13 protein-coding genes and 2 tRNA genes are annotated in these 18,332 nt (G+C 67.9%); 9 read left to right on the plus strand and 6 right to left on the minus strand.

Annotated features, from left to right (window positions below; translation table 11 throughout):
• Nucleotides 1-48: 48 nt before the first annotated feature.
• Together VGJ96_02405 and VGJ96_02410 are read left to right on the plus strand one after the other, a co-directional pair.
• The gene (locus VGJ96_02405) at nt 49-555 is read left to right on the plus strand and encodes an OsmC family protein (GenBank protein HEY3285953.1); all 507 of its coding nucleotides are present in this window, start codon (nt 49-51) and stop codon (nt 553-555) included.
• Nucleotides 556-616: 61 nt separating this feature from the next.
• A complete protein-coding gene (locus VGJ96_02410; protein ID HEY3285954.1) occupies nt 617-1,612 on the plus strand; it encodes an alpha/beta hydrolase in 996 nt (331 codons plus the stop codon).
• Nucleotides 1,613-1,702: 90 nt separating this feature from the next.
• Here the strand turns inward: VGJ96_02410 and VGJ96_02415 are convergent, their stop codons facing one another.
• Nucleotides 1,703-2,185 (minus strand): hypothetical protein, encoded by a 483-nt coding sequence (locus VGJ96_02415; protein HEY3285955.1) that lies wholly within the window; start codon nt 2,183-2,185, stop codon nt 1,703-1,705.
• A 141-nt stretch (nt 2,186-2,326) separates the two neighbouring features.
• Here VGJ96_02415 and VGJ96_02420 point away from each other — a divergent pair, with 141 nt between their 5' ends.
• Entirely contained in the window at nt 2,327-2,863 is a 537-nt protein-coding gene (locus VGJ96_02420) for a histidine phosphatase family protein (GenBank protein HEY3285956.1), read from the plus strand.
• Nucleotides 2,864-2,959: 96 nt separating this feature from the next.
• Complete coding sequence (locus VGJ96_02425) at nt 2,960-6,247, plus strand: S41 family peptidase (protein HEY3285957.1); 3,288 nt, start codon at nt 2,960-2,962, stop codon at nt 6,245-6,247.
• Here the strand turns inward: VGJ96_02425 and VGJ96_02430 are convergent.
• The 3 genes from VGJ96_02430 to VGJ96_02440 all read right to left on the minus strand — a co-directional run bounded on the left by VGJ96_02430 (nt 6,239) and on the right by VGJ96_02440 (nt 12,438).
• The gene (locus VGJ96_02430; GenBank protein HEY3285958.1) at nt 6,239-7,807 is read right to left on the minus strand and encodes an alpha-amylase family protein; all 1,569 of its coding nucleotides are present in this window, start codon (nt 7,805-7,807) and stop codon (nt 6,239-6,241) included. The genes VGJ96_02425 and VGJ96_02430 overlap by 9 nt on opposite strands.
• Before the next feature lie 84 nt (nt 7,808-7,891).
• Nucleotides 7,892-9,475, minus strand: coding sequence for a RagB/SusD family nutrient uptake outer membrane protein (locus VGJ96_02435; GenBank protein HEY3285959.1), 1,584 nt, complete (start codon nt 9,473-9,475; stop codon nt 7,892-7,894).
• A gap of 14 nt (nt 9,476-9,489) precedes the next feature.
• The gene (locus VGJ96_02440; GenBank protein HEY3285960.1) at nt 9,490-12,438 is read right to left on the minus strand and encodes a SusC/RagA family TonB-linked outer membrane protein; all 2,949 of its coding nucleotides are present in this window, start codon (nt 12,436-12,438) and stop codon (nt 9,490-9,492) included.
• Between the two features lie 447 nt (nt 12,439-12,885).
• Here VGJ96_02440 and VGJ96_02445 point away from each other — a divergent pair.
• From VGJ96_02445 to VGJ96_02465, 5 genes are all read left to right on the plus strand, one after another.
• Nucleotides 12,886-12,972: transfer RNA gene (locus VGJ96_02445), tRNA-Ser, on the plus strand.
• Between the two features lie 93 nt (nt 12,973-13,065).
• On the plus strand, nt 13,066-14,259 hold the full coding sequence (locus tag VGJ96_02450; GenBank protein HEY3285961.1) for an alpha/beta fold hydrolase: 1,194 nt from the start codon (nt 13,066-13,068) through the stop codon (nt 14,257-14,259).
• 148 nt (nt 14,260-14,407) lie between these two features.
• Nucleotides 14,408-14,498, plus strand: a tRNA-Ser gene (locus tag VGJ96_02455).
• 225 nt (nt 14,499-14,723) lie between these two features.
• Nucleotides 14,724-16,184 (plus strand): glutamate--tRNA ligase, encoded by a 1,461-nt coding sequence (gene gltX, locus VGJ96_02460; protein ID HEY3285962.1) that lies wholly within the window; start codon nt 14,724-14,726, stop codon nt 16,182-16,184.
• Nucleotides 16,185-16,188: 4 nt separating this feature from the next.
• Nucleotides 16,189-16,818 (plus strand): S24 family peptidase, encoded by a 630-nt coding sequence (locus tag VGJ96_02465; protein HEY3285963.1) that lies wholly within the window; start codon nt 16,189-16,191, stop codon nt 16,816-16,818.
• Nucleotides 16,819-16,821: 3 nt separating this feature from the next.
• Here the strand turns inward: VGJ96_02465 and VGJ96_02470 are convergent, their stop codons facing one another.
• On the minus strand, nt 16,822-17,685 hold the full coding sequence (locus VGJ96_02470) for a hypothetical protein (GenBank protein HEY3285964.1): 864 nt from the start codon (nt 17,683-17,685) through the stop codon (nt 16,822-16,824).
• Nucleotides 17,682-18,296 (minus strand): fumarylacetoacetate hydrolase family protein, encoded by a 615-nt coding sequence (locus VGJ96_02475; GenBank protein HEY3285965.1) that lies wholly within the window; start codon nt 18,294-18,296, stop codon nt 17,682-17,684. The genes VGJ96_02470 and VGJ96_02475 overlap by 4 nt, the downstream gene beginning before the upstream one ends.
• Nucleotides 18,297-18,332 lie beyond the last annotated feature (36 nt).

The raw sequence follows: 18,332 nt of genomic DNA on the forward strand, positions 1-18,332 counted from the left end.
CCCAACGCAGGTAGTCGGCCCACATCCAAGCGTCGGAGAGGTACGCCAATGGAACAGTCCACCGAAGTCAACGGCGTGAACGTGTCCAGGATGCTGGAGATGAAACGGCTCTGCGGGGAGGACCCGGACCGGGCGGACCACCGTCCCACCATGGTGGGTCAGTGGATTGGCGGGTCGCGCTCGCGGGTCGAGTTCAAGGACAAGGCGCTGAACGTCGGCGGCCCTGGCAATTTCGATGCGATGCAGCTGGTGCTCGCGGCGCTGGCGGCCTGCGATATCGACCTCGTCGCCGTGCACGCCGCCTTTCTGGGGCTCACCATCGAGAGTCTCTCGGTGGAAGTCAGTGGCCACTTCAATCTTCGGGCGTACCTGGGCCTCGAAACCGCCTCTGGTTCAGGCTACGACGCCATCGACTACACGATCCGCGCTTCTATTCCGGGCGCCGAGCCAGAGCAACTGGCCTACCTGCGGGAACGCTGCGAGCGCTCCTCGCCCGTAGGAGACACTCTCGCGCGTGCCATTCCGGTGAATCTCCATTTCCTGGCGAACTCCTGATCGTCCGCGGCGATGTGACAACTGGCCTCGACGCACAACCCGAACCTCAACCACCCCGGCAATGACCCGTCTACTTGCGCTCTGCCTGCTGCTGCTGGCCGCCTGCCGACCGGCGGACCGCGCCGCCGAGACCACGGCCACCGCGTCGGGCTGGCGTGATGCCGCGACGCATCGCGAACGCTTCGTCGAGACCAATGGCGTGCGCCTCGACGTCCTCGACTGGGGCGGCACCGGGCCGGCGCTCATCCTGATCCACGGGTATGGCGACTCTCCGCATGTCTTCGACGACATCGCGCCGAAGTTCACTGACCAGTTTCGCGTTGTGGCGTACGCGCGCCGCGGACACGGCAAGTCCTCCAGCGGCGAATCGTACAGCAACGCGACGCTCGTCGCGGACCTCGTCGGTATCATGGACAGCCTCGGCATCGCGAAGGCGAGCCTCGCCGGCTGGTCGATGGGCGGCAACGAAATCACGGCCGCCGCCGGACTCCACCCGGATCGAGTGGAGAAGCTCGTGTACCTCGATGCGGGATATGACTGGAGCGATACTGCGTTCGCGGCCAGCCTCGGCGAACTGCCGATCGCCCTGGACCCGCCGGCCGAAGCCAAGGCGAGCCTGGACGCGTTCAAGGCATGGTGGATACCGACATGGTGGCCCGGCGGCGATGTCGCTCGGGTGGAGGCGTTCTTGCGCGACATCAGCGGCCTCGCGTCCGACGGCACCCTGCATCCGGTGCCTGACAGTGCCAACGCGGCCCGCGCGTTCGCCGCGCTGCTCTCGGAACGTCGTGACTATCGGAAGGTGCACGCCCCCGCGCTTGCCATTTACGCCGAAATCTTCCTCTCCCAGCCAGGAAAGCACAGCGCTGCCAGCGCCGCGATCCGGGGCTGGGAGACCAAGCATGCGGTACCGTTCCGCGCGGTGTCGCAGGCTCGCCTCCGGAAGGACCTCAGAGGCGCGGAGATCGTGACGGTTCCTGGTTCACACGCCGACTTCATCTTCGTGTCACGCGACACGATCGCGACGCTCATGTCACGTTTCTTGATGCGCAGGTAGAAAGCGTCTGGGGGAACCGCCAAATGCCCCACGACGCAGTGCCGTCCCGCGCACCGCTCGGAGACTGACGTGACGCCGCCCTGCGTCCCGTCAGTCCCCAGCCCCAAGCACGTCCCGCTTCTCCCCCTCGCGAAGTCCGCCCTCGGTGGGATCCCCACTCGCGAGTTCCCGCCCCTCCCCCCGCCTCGCCAACGCCAGCGACCCCGCCGCGCACACCGCGCCCGACGTGGCGAGGGCCGGACCAAACACCAGGAACTCTCCCCACAGGCTCGCCCCTCGGAGGGCCGCGCCGCCGATGAACAACGCGGTCAGCAGTAAACCGCTCACGGCGCCCCACAGCGCAAAACGCGACAGCGACATGCGCTCGAACGCGCGACGGCTCTCGATCGCCACAAGAATCCCGGAGAAGACGACACCGGTCACAAACCCGAGCGGGGCAAACAGGAGCGCAAACGGGAGGTCGGAGTAGAAACCGGGCACGCGCGCCAACAGCACGCCCGCCGCAAACCAGGCGGCCCCCCAGGTGAGCCCCATGCCGATGGCCGCACGAATGCGTCGCCCCCACGTCCCCATCACTGCCTCCCGAAGCTCAAAATTGCGCGTTATCAGCGAGTTGCGCATTTCACGAGAAGTACTTTGTTATGCAAAGTACGGCCGGGCTTTGCGGAGGTCAAGCTGAAGCGCTCTGTCCGTCGCCGTTCGTTGCGGCTAGCGTTGAGATGTCCCCGCTCCCGCCCCACGGAGGGTCCCCTGCCCCGCACACTCCTCCTCGTCCGCCACGCAAAGTCCAGCCGTGACGACCCGGAACTCCCCGACCGCGCCCGCCCCCTCAACAAGCGCGGCACGCGCGACGCCGCCGCGATGGCGCGACGCGTCGCGCTGCGCCCCAACCGGCCGCAACGCATCGTCACCAGCCCCGCCCTGCGCGCGCGCCGCACCGCCGAGGCGATGGCCGCCGCGGTGGAACTCGAACCGGAAGCGCTCGTCGTCGACGAACGCATCTACGACGCCTCCGCCGAGGACCTCCTCGACGTCATCCGCGCCCTCGACCCGCGCGTCGAACGCGTGATGCTCGTCGGCCACCACCCGGGGATGACCGACATCGCCAACCTCCTCGCCAACGCCGACATCGCCAAGATCCCGACCTGCGGTATCGCCGAGCTGCGCCTCGACGCGCGTGCGTGGACGGACGCGGGCGAAGGCACCGCCACGCTCATCAGCCTCGACACGCCCAAGGATCACGCGGACTAGCACATCCGCGCTGGCGCGCCAATTCCCCCCTTCACATATTCGCCGCACCCTCGGCGCCGATACCGTATTCGTCCAGCTCGCCACACGAGAGAGTCCATGCTCCGCCGCTGCGCGTTCGTCCTCGCCTTCCTCTCCGCGTCCGCCGCCCTCGCCCAGAGCGCACCGCAGGGCGCACTTGGCTTCTATCGCTTCCCGGTCATCAGCGGACAGACCATCGTCTTCGCCGCTGAGGGCGACCTGTGGACCGTGCCAACCAGCGGCGGTCTCGCCCATCGGCTGACGACGCACGCCGCCGAGGAGACCGACCCGGTCATCTCGCTGGACGGGAAGACGCTCGCGTTCACCGCGCGCTACGAGGGGCAGACGGCGCTCTACACGATGCCCATCGCCGGCGGATCGCCCACGCGCTGGACCTATGACGGCGATGCGGCCGTCGCCACCACGTGGACACCGAGCGGGCGGCTCGTCTATCGCACCACGCAATACACGGGCATCCCCAAGAGCGGGATGGTCGAGCTGGACCTCGCCACCAATACGCGCGCGCTCGTTCCGCTCGCCGGCGCCACCGAGGGCACGTACGACGCCTCGGGCAAGACCATCTACTTCGCGCGGCCGGGCTTCCACAACAACGTCACCAAACGCTACACGGGCGGCACGGCGCGCCAGATCTGGAAGTACACCGCCGGCGCCGCCGAGGCGGTGCAGCTCACCGGGCAGGACTACAACGGCGAGAGCCATTCGCCCATGTGGTATCAGGGGCGCGTCTACTTCGTCACCGACCGTGACGGCCAGATGAACATCTGGTCGATGAAGGACGATGGGAGCGACCGCCAGCAGGTCACGAAGCACGTGGGCTGGGACGTGCGCACACCCAAGCTCTCGGCCGACGGCAAGATCGCCTACCAGTTGCAGGCCGACCTCTGGCTGCTCGACATCGCGAGCGGCGAGTCGCGCCTGGTCCCCATCACGCTCGCCTCCGACCTTGACCAGCTGCGCGAGCGCTGGGTGCGCGACCCGATGAGCTACCTGTCGTCGGCGCATCTCTCCAACGACGGCTCGCGCGTGGTGCTCACCTCGCGCGGTCGCGTCTTTGTGGCACCGGTCAGGGGCGGGCGCTTTGTGCGCGCGTCGGTCAAAGACAGCGTGCGATTCCGCGACGCGGTGTTCGCCGCCGACGGCAAGTCGGTGTACGCCCTGAGCGACGAGAGCGGCGAGCTGGAATGGGTGCGCCTCCCGGCCAACGGTGTGGGCAACGACGAGCCGCTGACGAAGAACGGAAACATTCTCCGCTTCCGCGGCGTCCCCTCCCCCGACGGCAAGTGGCTCGCGTGGAGCGACAACAACCGCGACCTGTGGGTAATGAACCTTGCGTCCAGGGAGATGAAGAAGGTCTCCGAGAATCGCGAGGGAACGGGCGACCTGGCGTGGTCACCCGACTCGCGCTGGCTCGCGTACGAGATGTCGGCGCCCAACTCGTTCCAGCAGATCAAGATCTTTGGCGTGGAGCTGGGCAAAAACATCGCGCTCACCTCGGACCGCACCAACAGCAGCGCGCCGGCCTGGGATCCCAGGGGCGAGTTCATCTACTTCCTCTCCGACCGCAACCTCCGCACGCTCGTCGGCGCCCCGTGGGGGAATCGCCGCCCCGAGCCGTACTTCGACAAGGAGATCGAGATCTACCAGGTGGCGTTGCGCGCCGGACTGCGCTCGCCGTTCCTGGCCGACGACGAACTGCACAAGCCCGCGCCGCGCGCCGCGCGGCGCGACACCTCCGACACGCCGCCGTTGAGCGACAGTACCGCGGCGCCGCGCAAGAGCGACAGCGCCAAGCTGGTGCAGATCGACGCGGACGGGCTGATGGCGCGCATCCGCCGCCTCCCCGTCCCCAGCGGCAACTACGGCTGGCTCGCCGCCACCGGCGACGCGCTGTTCTACACGTCGCGCGGCTCAGGAGCCGACGCGAAGACCGACCTGATGGCGCTGAAGATCGGCAACGAGAAGCCCGATCCCGTGGTCGTGGTGGATGGCATCCGATCCGCCGAACTGTCGGGCAACAACAGGTCGCTGCTCGTGCGGCGGGAGAACGCACTGTACGTGATCGATGCGCGCGCCGCCAAGGCGAACAACCTCTCCGACAACCGCCTCGATCTCTCCAGCTGGACCTTCAGCATCGACGTGCGCGATGACTTCCGTCAGCTCTTCGTGGATGCGTGGCGGATGGAGCGCGACTGGTTCTACGATCCCGGCATGCACGGGGTGGACTATCAGGCCACGCTCAAGAAGTACGGCGCGCTCGTGCCGCGCATCACGACGCGCGCCGAACTCAGCGATCTGATCGGCTGGGCCGTCGGCGAGCTCTCGGCGCTGCACACCTCGGTGGGCGGCGGCGACCTGCGCCGCGGCGACGACAACGTCGCCGTCGCATCGTTGGGCGCGCGCCTCTTCCGCGATCCGGCCAAGGACGGATATCGCATCGACTACATCTATCGCGCCGATCCTGACTTCCCGTCGGAACGCTCGCCGTTGGCCGACCCCGACCTGAACGTGAAGGCCGGCGACGTGATCACCGCCGTGAACGGCATTCGCACGCTTTCCGTCACCGACATCGGCGAACTGCTGCGCAACCAGGTGGGCAAGCAGGTGCTGCTCAAGCTCGGCGACGGCGCGACGGCGCGCGACATTGTGGTGGAGCCCATCGGCAACGAACAGACGCTGCGCTATTCCGACTGGGAGTACACGCGGCGGCTCGCCGCCGAGGAGAAGAGCAACGGCGCCATCGGCTACGTGCACCTGCGCGCGATGGGCAACGGCGACATGGACCAGTTCTACCGCCAGTTCACGCCGGTCTTCAACCGGCAGGGGCTGATTCTCGACATGCGGCAGAACCGCGGCGGCAACATCGACTCGTGGGTGCTCGAGATGCTGTCGCGCAGGGCGTGGATGTACTGGAAGAACCGCGTGGGCGAACCGTACTGGAACATGCAGGGGGCGTTCCGCGGGCACATGGTGATGCTTGTCGACCAGGAGACGGCGAGCGACGGCGAAGCGGTGGCCGACGGCTTTCGACGGCTGGGGCTCGGTGTGGTGATCGGCGCCCGCACCTGGGGCGGTGAGATCTGGCTGAGCGGCGTGAACACGCTCACCGATAACGGCGTGGCGCGCGCCCCGATGATGGGCGTCTACGGCCCCGAGGGGAAATGGCTCATCGAGCAGGAAGGCGTGAAACCCGACATCGTGGTGGAGAACCTGCCGCACGCGACGTTCAACGGGCAGGACGCGCAGCTCGACGCAGCGATCGAGTACCTGAAGAAGAAGATCGCCGAGGATCCGCGGCCGGTGCCGGCGCCGCCGGCCTATCCGAAGAAGGCGAGACCCTCACCGTAGCGGCTGCGCAACCCCCACACGAATCGCCACCGCCGACGTCGCGGGCAACGTGACCGTTGCCGTGCCATCGGCGGCGACGGTCACGCGGAGCCCCGCGCATCCATCACCCACCCGTCCGCCGGCCAGCAGGTCGCAGTACATCCCCGCCGGCAATCCGGCGTTGATGGTCGCCGTCACGCTCGTCGCGCCGGCGTTGATCATCACCCACCCCTTGTCGCCGCGCGTGAACGCCACCGCGTCGGCGCCGTTGTCCCACGTGTGCGTGACGTCCAGCCCCGCCGTCGCCCGGCGGAACGCGACCATTGTCACGATCCACGGGTCGCGATGGTCGCACGTCCATTGCCCCACCACCGCGGTCTGGAAGCTCGCCGCGCAGTTGAGCGTGGCGGCCGGCGCCGGGGGCCCGGCGTCGCGCCCGGCCTGCGTGCTACGATCGAACGCGTACCCGGACATCACCACGGGATAGCCATACCCCTGCCCCAGCATCCAGACGTTCGCCAGGCGGTACGCCACGCCGTCGCGGTAATCCACCCCGTCGTAGCGCTGCGTGTCGTGGTTCTGCAGGAAGACCACGGCCTTGTTGCTGGCCATCAGCCCCCACGTGCGCTGGGTGAACGAGCTCAGCTCGGAGGCGCGCTTGCCGCTCCCGGCGCGGAACCGCTCGCCCACCGCGCGGAAGTTGAACTCGGTGACGTCGGCCGCCCCGCCGCTCGCGTAGCCGAGCCCGAAGTAGTCGGTCGCCTTCACGGCCTCGGTGCCGGGGTCGATGACCTCGAGGAAGAAGTACGGCGGCGCGCGCCCCTCGGCGACGGCCGCGAGGTTCACCAGCCGGACAATGCTGTCGAGCTCCACCGGCTGGATGTGCTTGGCCGCGTCGATGCGGAAACCGGCGACGCCGAGCCGAGTGAGGCCGATGAGATAGTCGGCGATCTTCTGCCGGACGCTCGCCGATCCGGTGTTGAGATCGGGAAGCCCCAGCAGCTCGCAGTCCTGCACGTTGGCCGCGCTCTGGTAATTGTTCAGCGCGCAGGCAGGGTGAAAATCGGCCGGGCCGTACAGCGGCTGGTAGTTGTAGCGCGTGAACGGCGTGCCGGCGCTTCCCACCCCACTGCCCGGCGCCATGTGATTGATGACGGCGTCCACGTAGATGTCCACGTTCGCCGCGCGGCACTTGGCCACCATGTCAACGAACTCGGCGCGCGTCCCGAACTTGCCACGATCGATCGAATAACTGACCGGTCCGTAGACTTCGAACCACGGGCGCCCGTCGGCGATGTTGTGCTCCTGCGGCGGGCTCACCAACGCGGCGCGATAGCCGGCCGGGCCCAACGAGCGCCCGCACTCGGCGCCCACATCGGTCCAGTACCACGAGAAGAGCTGAACGAAGGTGTCGCCCGCTTCCGCGTGCCCGGTGGGACGATACGCCGGCGCGAGCACGGGACGCCCCACGGGGCCGGTGGAGCCGCCCGGCGCCGCTGGGCCGGACGGCGTATCGGAGCCCCCGCCGCACGCCGCTACGAGCGCAACGCACAGCGCGGCGCACGAAAGCGCCACGCGCATGCGCGCGTGGCGCCTCGTGGGCCAGACGCCAAACACCCGGCCCGAGACAGGGCCTCGGACCGGGTGCTGGTCACACATCACGCCTTAGTACCCCGGATTCTGCTTCAGATTCGGGTTCGCCGTCAGCTCGCTCGCCGGCAGCGGGTACAGGTCGCGGAAGGCTTCCGTCAACTTGCCGTTGACCGTGTTGCCCTTCCACTGCCAGATGCCAGCCGTGCTGAACTGGCCATAGCGGATGAGGTCGGTGCGGCGCGTCCCTTCCCAGAAGAGCTCGCGCGCGCGCTCATCGAGGATGAAGGCGGTCGTCAGCTGCGCGTCGGCAATCTGCCCCGACGGGTTGCCGTACGCCCGGTCCCGCAGCGCGTTGATGTAGCCCAGCGCCGTGGCGCGCGAACCGCCGCCGCCACGCAGGTGCGCTTCGGCGTACATCAGGTAGGCATCGGCCAGGCGGAAGACCGGGAAATCGGTATCCACGAAGGTCGAGTTCTTGCCCGAGGCGCCCGACGACGTCTTGTTGGTGAACTTCGGCGAACCGATGCCGGTGGTGTAATCGGTCAGGTTCGTCATGCTCCCCGAGAAGCCGGTGGTCGTGAAGAACGACGACCGCTTGTCCGGGCTCGAGGCGCCGCCATTGTTCGGGTAGAGCGCCGCGAGCGACGGCTTGGTGCGAATGCCCCACCAGCCGCCGTCAATGCCGTAGTCGCCGGCGTTGATGCTCGCGCCCACCGAGGCGTGAATGAGGAAGGTCATCCCGCCCCACGTCTGGATCTTGTCGCCGTCCTGCTGGATGGCGAAGATGATTTCCGGCGACGTGTTGTTGTCGGCGGAGAACATCCGGCGGAAGTTCGCGTCGAGCCGGTACGGCCCGGCGATCACCTTCGACGCCTCCGAGAGCGCCTCGGCCCACTTCGGCGTGCCCGTGTAGACGCCGGCGTTCAGGTACATCTTGGCCAGCAGCATCGACACCGCGCCCTGGTCGACGCGGCCGTACTCGGCGGCGCCCATCGCCGGGAGTTCGGTGCGAATGGCGTTCAGCTCGCTGACCACATAGTCAAAGAGCTGGGCGCGCGTCGCCGGCTGCGGCGGCGTCTTGCCGATCACGTCCGTCTCCTTCACGAGCGGGATCGGGCCAAACAGGCTGATGCCGTGGAAGTAGCTGTACGCGCGGAGGAAGCGCGCCTCGGCGCGGAACTTGGCCACCTCGGCGCGGGTCGCCGCCGAGACGTTGCGCGACGCCAGCTTCTCCGGCGTGGTCTCACGCAGGAACTCGTTGGCCATCGCCACCTGGAAATAGATGCGGTAGTACATCGAGCCCAGGAACGAGTTCGACGACGACCAGATCTGGGTGTTCAGTTCCTGGATGGGACCGTCGTTCCAGGAGACCGCCGCCTCGTCGGTGGGCAGCTCTTCCATCTGCCACCAGAGGCGCATGTACTGCGAGAAGCCCTCGTCGAGCCCCGAGATGTCGCCGTTGCCCGCCGGACCCTGCTGGCCGCTGACCGCGAGGCCCGCATAGATCTTGGCGAGGAACGACTTGTACGACGTCTCCTCGGAGAAGATGTTGGCGCTGCTGACGCTGCTCTTCGGCGCCACCGTCGGATCGGTGCACGCGGCCGCCACCAGCAGCGCGCTGGCGGCGACGAGCATCGAGCGAATCATGTTCTTCATTGTTTCGTCTCCGCTCAGAAGCCGATGTTGAGGCCGGTGGTGAACGTGCGCGCCAGCGGGTACAGGTTGTTGTCGATGCCGTTCACGCCGGCCATCGGGTCAACGCCCGTGTACTTGGTGCTGGTAAAGACATTCTGGATCGCGCCGTACACCCGCAGCGACTTCAGCTGCGGCACGGTCTTGAAGGTGTAGCCGACGCTGATGTTGTCGAGGCGGAAGAAGCTCGCCTTCTCGACGTACAGGTCGGAGAAATACTGCGTGGACGTGAAGCCGTACTTGAGCACCGACGCGTGCAGGTTGTTGGGCGCCTGCGTCCCCTTGAGCGCGCGGTACGTGCCGAGCGTCGAGGCGACGTTGTTGTAGACGTAGTTGCCCAGGTGCATGCGGGCCGTCAGCGACATGTCCCAGTTCTTGTACGACACGTTCGACGTGTGGCCGATGATCCACTTCGGATCGGGGCTCTTGTACGCCACCTTGTCGCTCTGGGTGATGGCGCCGTCGCCGTTGATGTCCTGGTACAGTTCCTTGTCCGGCTTGTCGCCCGTCACCGGCTTGCCATCGGCGCCGGTCTTGTGCTTGAAGACGAGGAAGGCGTAGCGCGGCTGGCCCGGCTGCAGCACCTGGATGGTGTTGCCCACGCCGCCCGCGATGCCGCCGACGAGGATCTTGTCGGTCCCCGAGTTGCTGACCGACACGATCTTGTTGTTGTTCATGCCCGCCGAGAAGCTGGCATCCCAGCGCCACGGCGAGGTGCGGCCCTCGAGAATCACGGCACTCAGGCCGAGTTCCACGCCGTTGTTCTTCATGCTGCCGATGTTCGTCGTGACGTAGTTCGACAGGTTCGTCCCCGCCGCCACCGGGACCGTGAAGATCAGGTCGTCGGTCGTCTTGCTGTAGACGTCGAGGGTGCCGGTCACGCGGCTGTTGTAGAGGCCGAAGTCGAGGCCGAAGTTGGTCGACGCCGTCTGCTCCCACTTGATGTTCGGGTCCACCGCGCTCGGGCGGATGGTCGTGACGAACTGGTTCCCGAACTGGTACTGCGCCTTGCTGTCACCCGTCGTGTAGGTGGACAGGAACAGGTAGTTGCCGAACGACTGGTTGCCGTTGACGCCCCACGAGAAGCGCAGCTTCAGGTCGGACAGCTGCGGGAACTTCTGCATGAAGGGCTCTTCGATGACGCGCCACGCGGCGGCGAAGGCCGGGAAGACGCCCCACTGGTTGCCGGGGCCGAAGCGCGACGACCCGTCGCGGCGCAGCGAGCCGGTCAGCAGGTACCGGTCCTTGAAGGTGTAGTTCACGCGGCCGAAGAACGAGATGAGCTTGCTATCCTCGACCGTCAGGTAGTTCTGCTGCACCTGCGCGCCCGGCACGCCGTTCCCCTTCAGCAGGTTCGTCGAGAGCTTCTCGGCGTAGAACCAGGGATAGTCGCCGTGCGATCCGCCGTAGCCGTAGCCGGCGGTCACGTCGAACGAGCTGGCGATGTCCTCCATCTTGCGCGTGTAGGTGCCGAAGACCTCGAGCACCGTGTTGACCTGGCGCGGGTTGTTCTTGTCGAACCGGCCGCCGCGCCCGTTCTCGACGTCGAACTGCGCGGTGCTGGGCGAGAAGGTGACGCGCGAGGCCTGCGTGAAGTCGTAGCCCGTGCGGAGCGTTGCGTTCAGCCCCTCGATCCACGGCAGCGTGTACTTGGCCTCGATGTTGCCGACGCTGCGGAACGTCGAGCCCTGGTCGCTGATCATCGCCTGGTCGGCGACGGGGTTGTTGGGGCCAAGCCAGTCGGCCCACTGAAAGTACGTGCCGTTGGCGTTGTAGATGGGCTGCGTCGGCGCCATCGAGGTCGCCGACCCCATGCCGCCGGCCGCGAACGTGTCGAGCGCCCGGCTTCCCTTGAGGTTCGCGCGGAACTCGAGCTTGTCGCTCATCAGCACGTCGCTGTAGGTGAGGCCCATCGACTCGCGACGGGTGCTCGATCCGGTGACGATGCCGTCCTGCGACATGCTGCCGATCGACAGGCGGTAGCGCATGTCGTCCTTGGCGCCCGCCATCGACAGGTTGTTCTCGGCGCCGGTGCCGTTGTGCGTGATGGCGTCGATCCAGTCGGTGTTGGCGCTGCCGAGGCGCGCCGTGTTCTCCGGCGCGTACTGCGCCACGGCCGCCTTGAACTGCGTCGCGTTCAGCATGTCCGGCTTCTTCACGATCTTCGACGTCGAGTAGCTGCTCCCGAACGACACGGTGGAGGCGCCGCCCGAGACACCCGACTTGGTCGTGATGAGGATGACGCCGTTGGCGCCGCGCGACCCGTAGATGGCCGCGGCCGATGCATCCTTGAGCACCGTGATGCTCTCGATGTCGGCCGGGTTGAGGAAGTTCATCGGGTTGCGGCCCGCCGCGACGCCGCCGCCCGTCGGAAGCGGCACGCCGTCCACGACGAAGAGCGGTTCGTTGCTGGCGTTGATCGAGGTGCCGCCGCGGATGCGCATGGCGATGCCCGCGCCCGGCTCGTTGCTCGTCACCACCTGCACGCCCGGCACCTTCGCCTGGATCAGCTGCTCGGGGCTGGTGATCTTGCCGATATTGAAGTTCTTCTCCCGGATCGTCTCGGCCACGCCGGTGCGGTCGCGCACGTCCTTCTGGCCATAGCCGGTGATCACGATGCCGCCGAGCTGGGCCGCCATCACCTTGAGCTCGAAGTCGACCGTCACGGTGCGGCCTGCCGCCACCGTCACCGGCTGCGTGAGCGGCGCGAAGCCGATGCGCTTCGCCGTCACCTGATACGTTCCGGCATCGACCGCCAGCGTAAAGCGGCCGTCGTCGCGCGTAATCGCGCCGCGCTTGGTGCCCACGATCGTGACCTCAGCCCCGGCGATGGGGCCAGAGCCGTCATTGGCACGCACGGCACCGGTGATGCGCGTCTGCGCCAGCGCTCCCTCGCTGACACAGAGTGCCGCGAACAGAGCTGCCACTCCAGTCCGCCACATGGTGCTTACTCCTCAGAAGTTTGGGGATGATCCGCCGAACTCGGGCCTTCCATCCCGAAGCCGGTAGGACGGGCCTCGGGTGCTCGGATCGGCTGGGGGAACCGGGAAAACATATATATGGAGCACGCACGTATGACAGGGCGACATTGCCCATTTCGTGTCAGGTGAATGCCCCGGCCTTTGGAGCGGGAACACCGCCAGAAACGTCAGCCGAACGCGACCGGTTCCCGGGGCGGCATGCTCCGCTTGAAGTACCTTCCACCTTCCGCCGGGCGTCACGCGGCGAAGGCGGACAGATTGCCACCCCGGCACTGCCTCACGGTCGATCAATAGGGACGGCGCGGGCGGCGGCCCAGCGCAGCGACAGGTGGCGCCGGAGGCGCCATCGGGTGATTTTCCAGACCGCCCGCGCGGTGTCGCCCGGGCGCCGTTGGGCAGGTGGCAGAGTGGTTTAATGCTCCGGTCTTGAAAACCGGCGTTCCTGCAAGGGAACCGGGGGTTCGAATCCCTCCCTGCCCGTCCTCGCGCCCGTCGCGCCGGCCTTCAACGCCGCCGACCCGCCGCGCGTTTCGAATTCGCCCGGCCCCCACCACCCGAGCCCAGGGAATTCGCATGCAATTCTCGTCGCGCGTCGCTCGTTCTTCGCTGCTGGCCGGCCTGCTGGCTGCCACCGGCTGCTCCGCATTCACCACCCGGAAGCCCGAGACGGCGCCCCCCGCGCCGGTTCCGGCCGCCGGCGCAGTGACACCCCGCCCGACCGGCGGCCCCGAGCGCAGCTTCACCGTCGCCATGGACTCGGTCCGGGCCCGGCAGCTCTACGTGAGCAAGGACCCCAAGGACCTGCCGCCGGGGAACTACGCTCGCGACATGCAGAACAAGGCGCGCACCGACAGCATCTATGCGGCGCGCTTCAGGGGCATCGCCGAGTTCCGCAAGGTGACCTACAAGAGCACCGCCGACGGAATGGAAATCCCCGCCTATCTCTTTGCCCCGCTCGACAAGCGCGGTGCCAAGGGGCACGCGGCGATGGTCTGGGTGCACGGCGGCGTGCACGGCGACTGGGGCCCGACGATGTTCCCGTTCGTGAAGGAGGCGGTGGAGCGCGGGTACGTGATCATCACGCCCGACTACCGCGGCAGCACGGGCCACGGCGAAGCGCATCACCAGGCCATCGATTACGGCGGCATGGAGGTGGACGACGTCCTCTCGGCCCTCGAATACCTGAAGACGCTCCCGTACGTGGACATGGATCGCGTGGGGATGATGGGGTGGAGCCACGGCGGATTCATCACCATCCTGAACGCCACGAAGCCCGGCACGCCGCTCAAGGCCGCGGCCGGCATTGTGCCGGTGACGAACCTCGTCTTCCGGCTTTCGTACAAGGGGCCCGGATACCAGCGCAGCTACGCCGCCGAGCCGACCATTCTCGGCTTGCCGTTCGAGAAGCCCGACGAGTACATCAAGCGCTCGCCGCTCTACCACGTCGAGAACCTCAACATCCCGCTCCTCGTGCACGTCTCGACGAACGACCTCGACGTGAACTATGTCGAGGACCAGCAGATCGTCTGGAAGCTGCGCGCGCTCAAGCCCGAGCTGTCGGAGACGAAGATCTATGTGGATCCGCCGGGCTGGGGCGCGTCGGTCGGCCACTCGTTCAGTCGCCGCGTCGATCCCGTGACGCTGCAGCGCGTGGACTCGCCCGAACAGATCGACTCGTGGAACCGGACCTGGGCGTTCTTCGAGTGGAATCTGAGGCCCTATGAGGACCGGTCGAAGCCGGCGGCGCCGGTGAGGGTGACACCGTAGGGGCGGAATACCACAGAAAACGACAGAGTACCACGGAGTGCGGCGGTAACTGCCGTACTCCGTCGTACTCTGTGCCATTCTGTCGTCTTCTCCCTTTACATCCGCCCCGCTCACGCCCATTTTTCTCAGTCTGCGCGCTCGCGCGCATGGAGACGTGGCCGAGAGGCTGAAGGCGACGGTTTGCTAAACCGTTATACGGGCTTAAACCTGTATCGAGGGTTCGAATCCCTCCGTCTCCGCTGAGCGGGTCTGCTGGGGACGCCCCGGTGGACCCGCTTTGCTTTGCTGGGATTCTTGTTGGGGAGAGTGATGGCAGAGGGCGGAAGGCGGATGGCGGATGGATGGCCGCCTCGAGCGGTGTCCCCACGCCTTCGTTCGTCGTCCGCCCTCCGCCCTCTGCCATCCGCCCTCCGCCATCCGCCATCCGCCATCACTCAGCCCCCACTCGAAACTAGCCTCGCCCCGTGCCTACTCCCCGCCTAAGATTCGCCCCGTCGCCCACCGGCTATCTCCACGTCGGCGGCGCCCGCACGGCGCTGTTCAACTGGCTCTATGCCCGGCGGCATGGGGGGCAGTTCCTGCTCCGCGTGGAGGACACCGACAAGGCGCGCAGCACGGACGAATCGACGCGCGCGATCTTCGAGGGACTGCAGTGGCTGGGCCTCGACTGGGATGAGGAGGTCGTCTATCAGGGCGCCAACGTCGCGCGGCACCGCGAGGACGCCGAGCGCCTGGTGGCCAACGGGCACGCGTACCGCTGCTTCTGCACGGCCTTCGAACTCGACGCCCGCCGCAAGCAGGCCGAGGCCACCGAGGGCGCGTTCAAGTACGACCGGCGCTGCGACCTGCTGGACCGCGCCGACGTCGCGCGCCGCGTGGCGGCCGGCGAGCCGAGCGTGATCCGCTTCCGCGTCCCCGACGGAAGCTCGGGATGGACCGATCTCGTGCACGGCGACATCAGCTTCCCCAACCGCGACATCGAGGACTTCATCATCCTCCGCTCGGACGGCACGCCCATCTACAACATGGCCGTGACTTCCGACGACATCGCGATGCGCATCACCCTCGTGATGCGCGGCGACGACCACATCTCGAACACGCCCAAGCAGATCATGCTCTACCAGGCGCTGGGCGCGGCGCTGCCGCAGTTCGCGCACCTGCCGATGATCCACGGCACCGACGGCAAGAAGCTGTCCAAGCGCCACGGCGCCACCGCGGTGGCCGACTGGCAGCACGAGGGGATCCTGCCGCAGGCGATGGTCAACTTCCTCGCGCTGCTGGGCTGGTCGCCGGGCGGCGAGTTCAACGAGGTGATGACCATCGACGAGCTGGTCGCGAAGTTCGAGAGCGACGGCCTGCTCAAGAAGGCGTCGGTCTTCGACACGAAGAAGCTGGAGTGGATGAACGGGCAGCACCTGGCCCGGATGCCGCTCGCCGACCTCGCCCCGCTCGTGGCGCGCAAACTCGCGGAGGCGGGGCTCGCGTCGGAGCGCGACGTCGCCGCGCGCGCCGCCTGGTATCACCCCCTGTTCGACCTGCTGCGCGTGCGCTCGCGCACGGTGGACGACATCGTGCGGCAGGCGCGGCCGTTCCTCGCGGCCACGGTCGCCTATGATGAGCACGCGGCCGCGAAGGCGTGGAAGGACGCCGCCGACGCGCGCGCGCTGATCGCCGCCGCCCGCGAGTCGCTGGCCGCCGCCCCGTCGTGGACCGCGGCGGAACTGGAGCCCGCGCTCAAGGGTCTCGCCGAGGCGCGCGGCCTCGGCACCGGCAAGCTCTTCGGCCCCATGCGGGTGGCCCTGACGGGGGAGACCAACAGTCCGGGCCTGTTCGACGTACTAATGGTACTTGGCCGAGGGGTGGCACTCGCCCGCCTCGACGCCGCCATCGCCGAACTCGACCGCCGGACTGCCGGCACATCCTGATCTGATGCGCGCCCCGCTGACCGCTGTTGAAGAGCACGTCTATCACTATCTGCTCGACCACCTGGCTCAGCACACGTTCCAGCCGAGCGTACGGGACATCGGGCGGCATTGCCGCATTGCGTCCACCAAGAGCGTCACCGATGTGCTCGCCTCGCTCGAGGCCAAGGGGTACATCGAGCGCGTACCCGGCCGTTCGCGCGGCGTCAAGCTCATTGGCCACGGGGGGCCGTCCGGCGTGATGCCGGTTCCGGTGGTGCGCGTCGCCGCCTTCCAGCGCGCGCCCGAGACGACGTCGTTCCTCGCGCTCGACCGCTCGCTGGTGCCGAGCGCCGAGTGCTTCCTCGTCCCCATCGCCGGCGACGACGCGCGCGCCCTCGGCGCGCAGGCGGGCGACTTTGCCATCGTGCACCCCGTGGCCCGCTCCAGGGACGGGGAACCGGTCGTGGTGCGGCTTGGCGATCGCGCCGTGGTGCGGACGATGGTGCGCCGCGGACAGGCGGTGGTGCTGCACACCGGCAACGGGCAGGCGCCCACCGAGGTGGGGCCGCAGGATGACTATGCCGTGCTCGGAGTCCTGGCCGGCGTCATTCGGCCGCCCGTGCCGACGCCCACCACCACGTCGGCCGAAAGCTAGACGCTACGGTTTGGCGGGCGGCGCGGGCGGTTCGGCCTTCGCCTTGTCCGCCGCCTCGCGACGCTCGCGGTCCTTGCGCGCGCGCAACGCGCGCACCGCCGCCTTGAACTCCTCGTCGCGCGTGTACCGCGCCGACTGTTCCTGGATCTGCCGCGTCATCTCGTTCATCGTGCGCTGGCGTTCGGCCTGGATCGGGTTGGCCTGCGCGTTCAGCGGCAGGAGCGCGAGCACCGCCGTCGGGATGGAGAACTTGCCGAGGCGGATGTACTGCTGGTCGATGCCGTACTTGCGTCCCTTCTTGTCGGTGAAGGTCCAGTCGCCGGGCGCGCGCTGCGGACCGAGGGCGGCCACCGAATCGTTGAGGACGCGAATCTTGTCGGCGAGCATGTCGTGCAGCGAGTCGGCCTTGGTGCGGGGGGTCCGCATGGGCGCCGAGACGACGGGGCCGGGCGGGAACCAGAGCCGCGGGTCGCTGTAGTTGGGCCGGATCCCGCGCGTTGCCCCGCCCTCGCCGACGATGTCACCCGCGCCGCCTTCCGGCTTGGCCGCCGGTGCGGCCGGCGCGCTGGGCACCGCGGCCGGCACCGCAACTGGCGCGACCACCTCGGGCGCTGGCGCTTCGGTCGTCTTGCCGCGATCCGGGCGGCCGTCCCCCCCGCTGCGCATGGCGCGCGCCGGGCCGCCGTCGCCGCGGGGGAGCGCGATGAATCCGATGCGTTCGACGACCACGGGCTGACCGCGATTGCTGAAGAGCTCCGTGAGCACCGACGGGATCTCCAGCGAACGCAACAGCACCACGCCGATCACCACGTGCAGGATGATCGAGACCGTGAACGCGCGGATGCCTCGCGGCTGGCGAGGAATCACGCCTCGGCTTCCACCGGGTTGCGGACGGCGCTGTAGCCCACCAGTTCGACTTCCACCACGTCGCCCGCTTGCAGCGGCGCGATGCCGGACGGCGTGCCCGTGGCCACCACGTCGCCCGGTTCGAGCGTCATGACGTGGGAGATGTACGAGAGGAGGTCGGGAATCGGGAAGACCATCTCGCCGGAGATGGCCCGCTGCTTTTCGATGCCGTTGACGCGCGTGACGACGGTGATGGCGTCGAGCGGCGGCACCCCTTCCCAGAGCGGGCCGATGGGGCAGAAGGTGTCGAAGCCCTTGCCGCGGGTCCACTGGCCGTCGCTCTTCTGCAGGTCGCGCGCCGTCACGTCGTTGAGCGCGACGATGCCGCGAATTCCCGCCGTGCACTGCGCCGGGCTCGCCTTGCGGAGCGGCACGCCGACCACCACCCCGATTTCGCCCTCGAAGTCCACCCGCTGCGACGCCTTGGGCATCACGATCGCCGCGCCCGGCGCGAGCACGGCCGACGGCGGCTTGAGGAAGAGCAGCGGCGCGGAGGGCACCTCGTTGCCGAGCTCCTTGGCGTGTTCGCGGTAATTCCGCCCCACGCAGACGATCTTTCCGGGTCTGGTCATGACTCGCAATTTACCCCCGAGGGCGTTGAAAGGTGC

Source organism: Gemmatimonadaceae bacterium (assembly GCA_036504815.1).
GTDB lineage: Bacteria > Gemmatimonadota > Gemmatimonadetes > Gemmatimonadales > Gemmatimonadaceae > PNKL01.

Excerpts from the sequence above, each read along its gene's own strand:
- VGJ96_02405 (HEY3285953.1), top strand. The coding sequence starts at position 49 with ATGGAACAGTCCACCGAAGTCAACGGCGTGAACGTGTCCAGGATGCTG.
- VGJ96_02410 (HEY3285954.1), top strand. The coding sequence starts at position 617 with ATGACCCGTCTACTTGCGCTCTGCCTGCTGCTGCTGGCCGCCTGCCGA.
- VGJ96_02415 (HEY3285955.1), bottom strand. The coding sequence starts at position 2,185 with ATGGGGACGTGGGGGCGACGCATTCGTGCGGCCATCGGCATGGGGCTC.
- VGJ96_02425 (HEY3285957.1), top strand. The coding sequence starts at position 2,960 with ATGCTCCGCCGCTGCGCGTTCGTCCTCGCCTTCCTCTCCGCGTCCGCC.
- VGJ96_02430 (HEY3285958.1), bottom strand. The coding sequence starts at position 7,807 with ATGCGCGTGGCGCTTTCGTGCGCCGCGCTGTGCGTTGCGCTCGTAGCG.
- VGJ96_02435 (HEY3285959.1), bottom strand. The coding sequence starts at position 9,475 with ATGAAGAACATGATTCGCTCGATGCTCGTCGCCGCCAGCGCGCTGCTG.
- VGJ96_02450 (HEY3285961.1), top strand. The coding sequence starts at position 13,066 with ATGCAATTCTCGTCGCGCGTCGCTCGTTCTTCGCTGCTGGCCGGCCTG.
- VGJ96_02465 (HEY3285963.1), top strand. The coding sequence starts at position 16,189 with ATGCGCGCCCCGCTGACCGCTGTTGAAGAGCACGTCTATCACTATCTG.
- VGJ96_02475 (HEY3285965.1), bottom strand. The coding sequence starts at position 18,296 with ATGACCAGACCCGGAAAGATCGTCTGCGTGGGGCGGAATTACCGCGAA.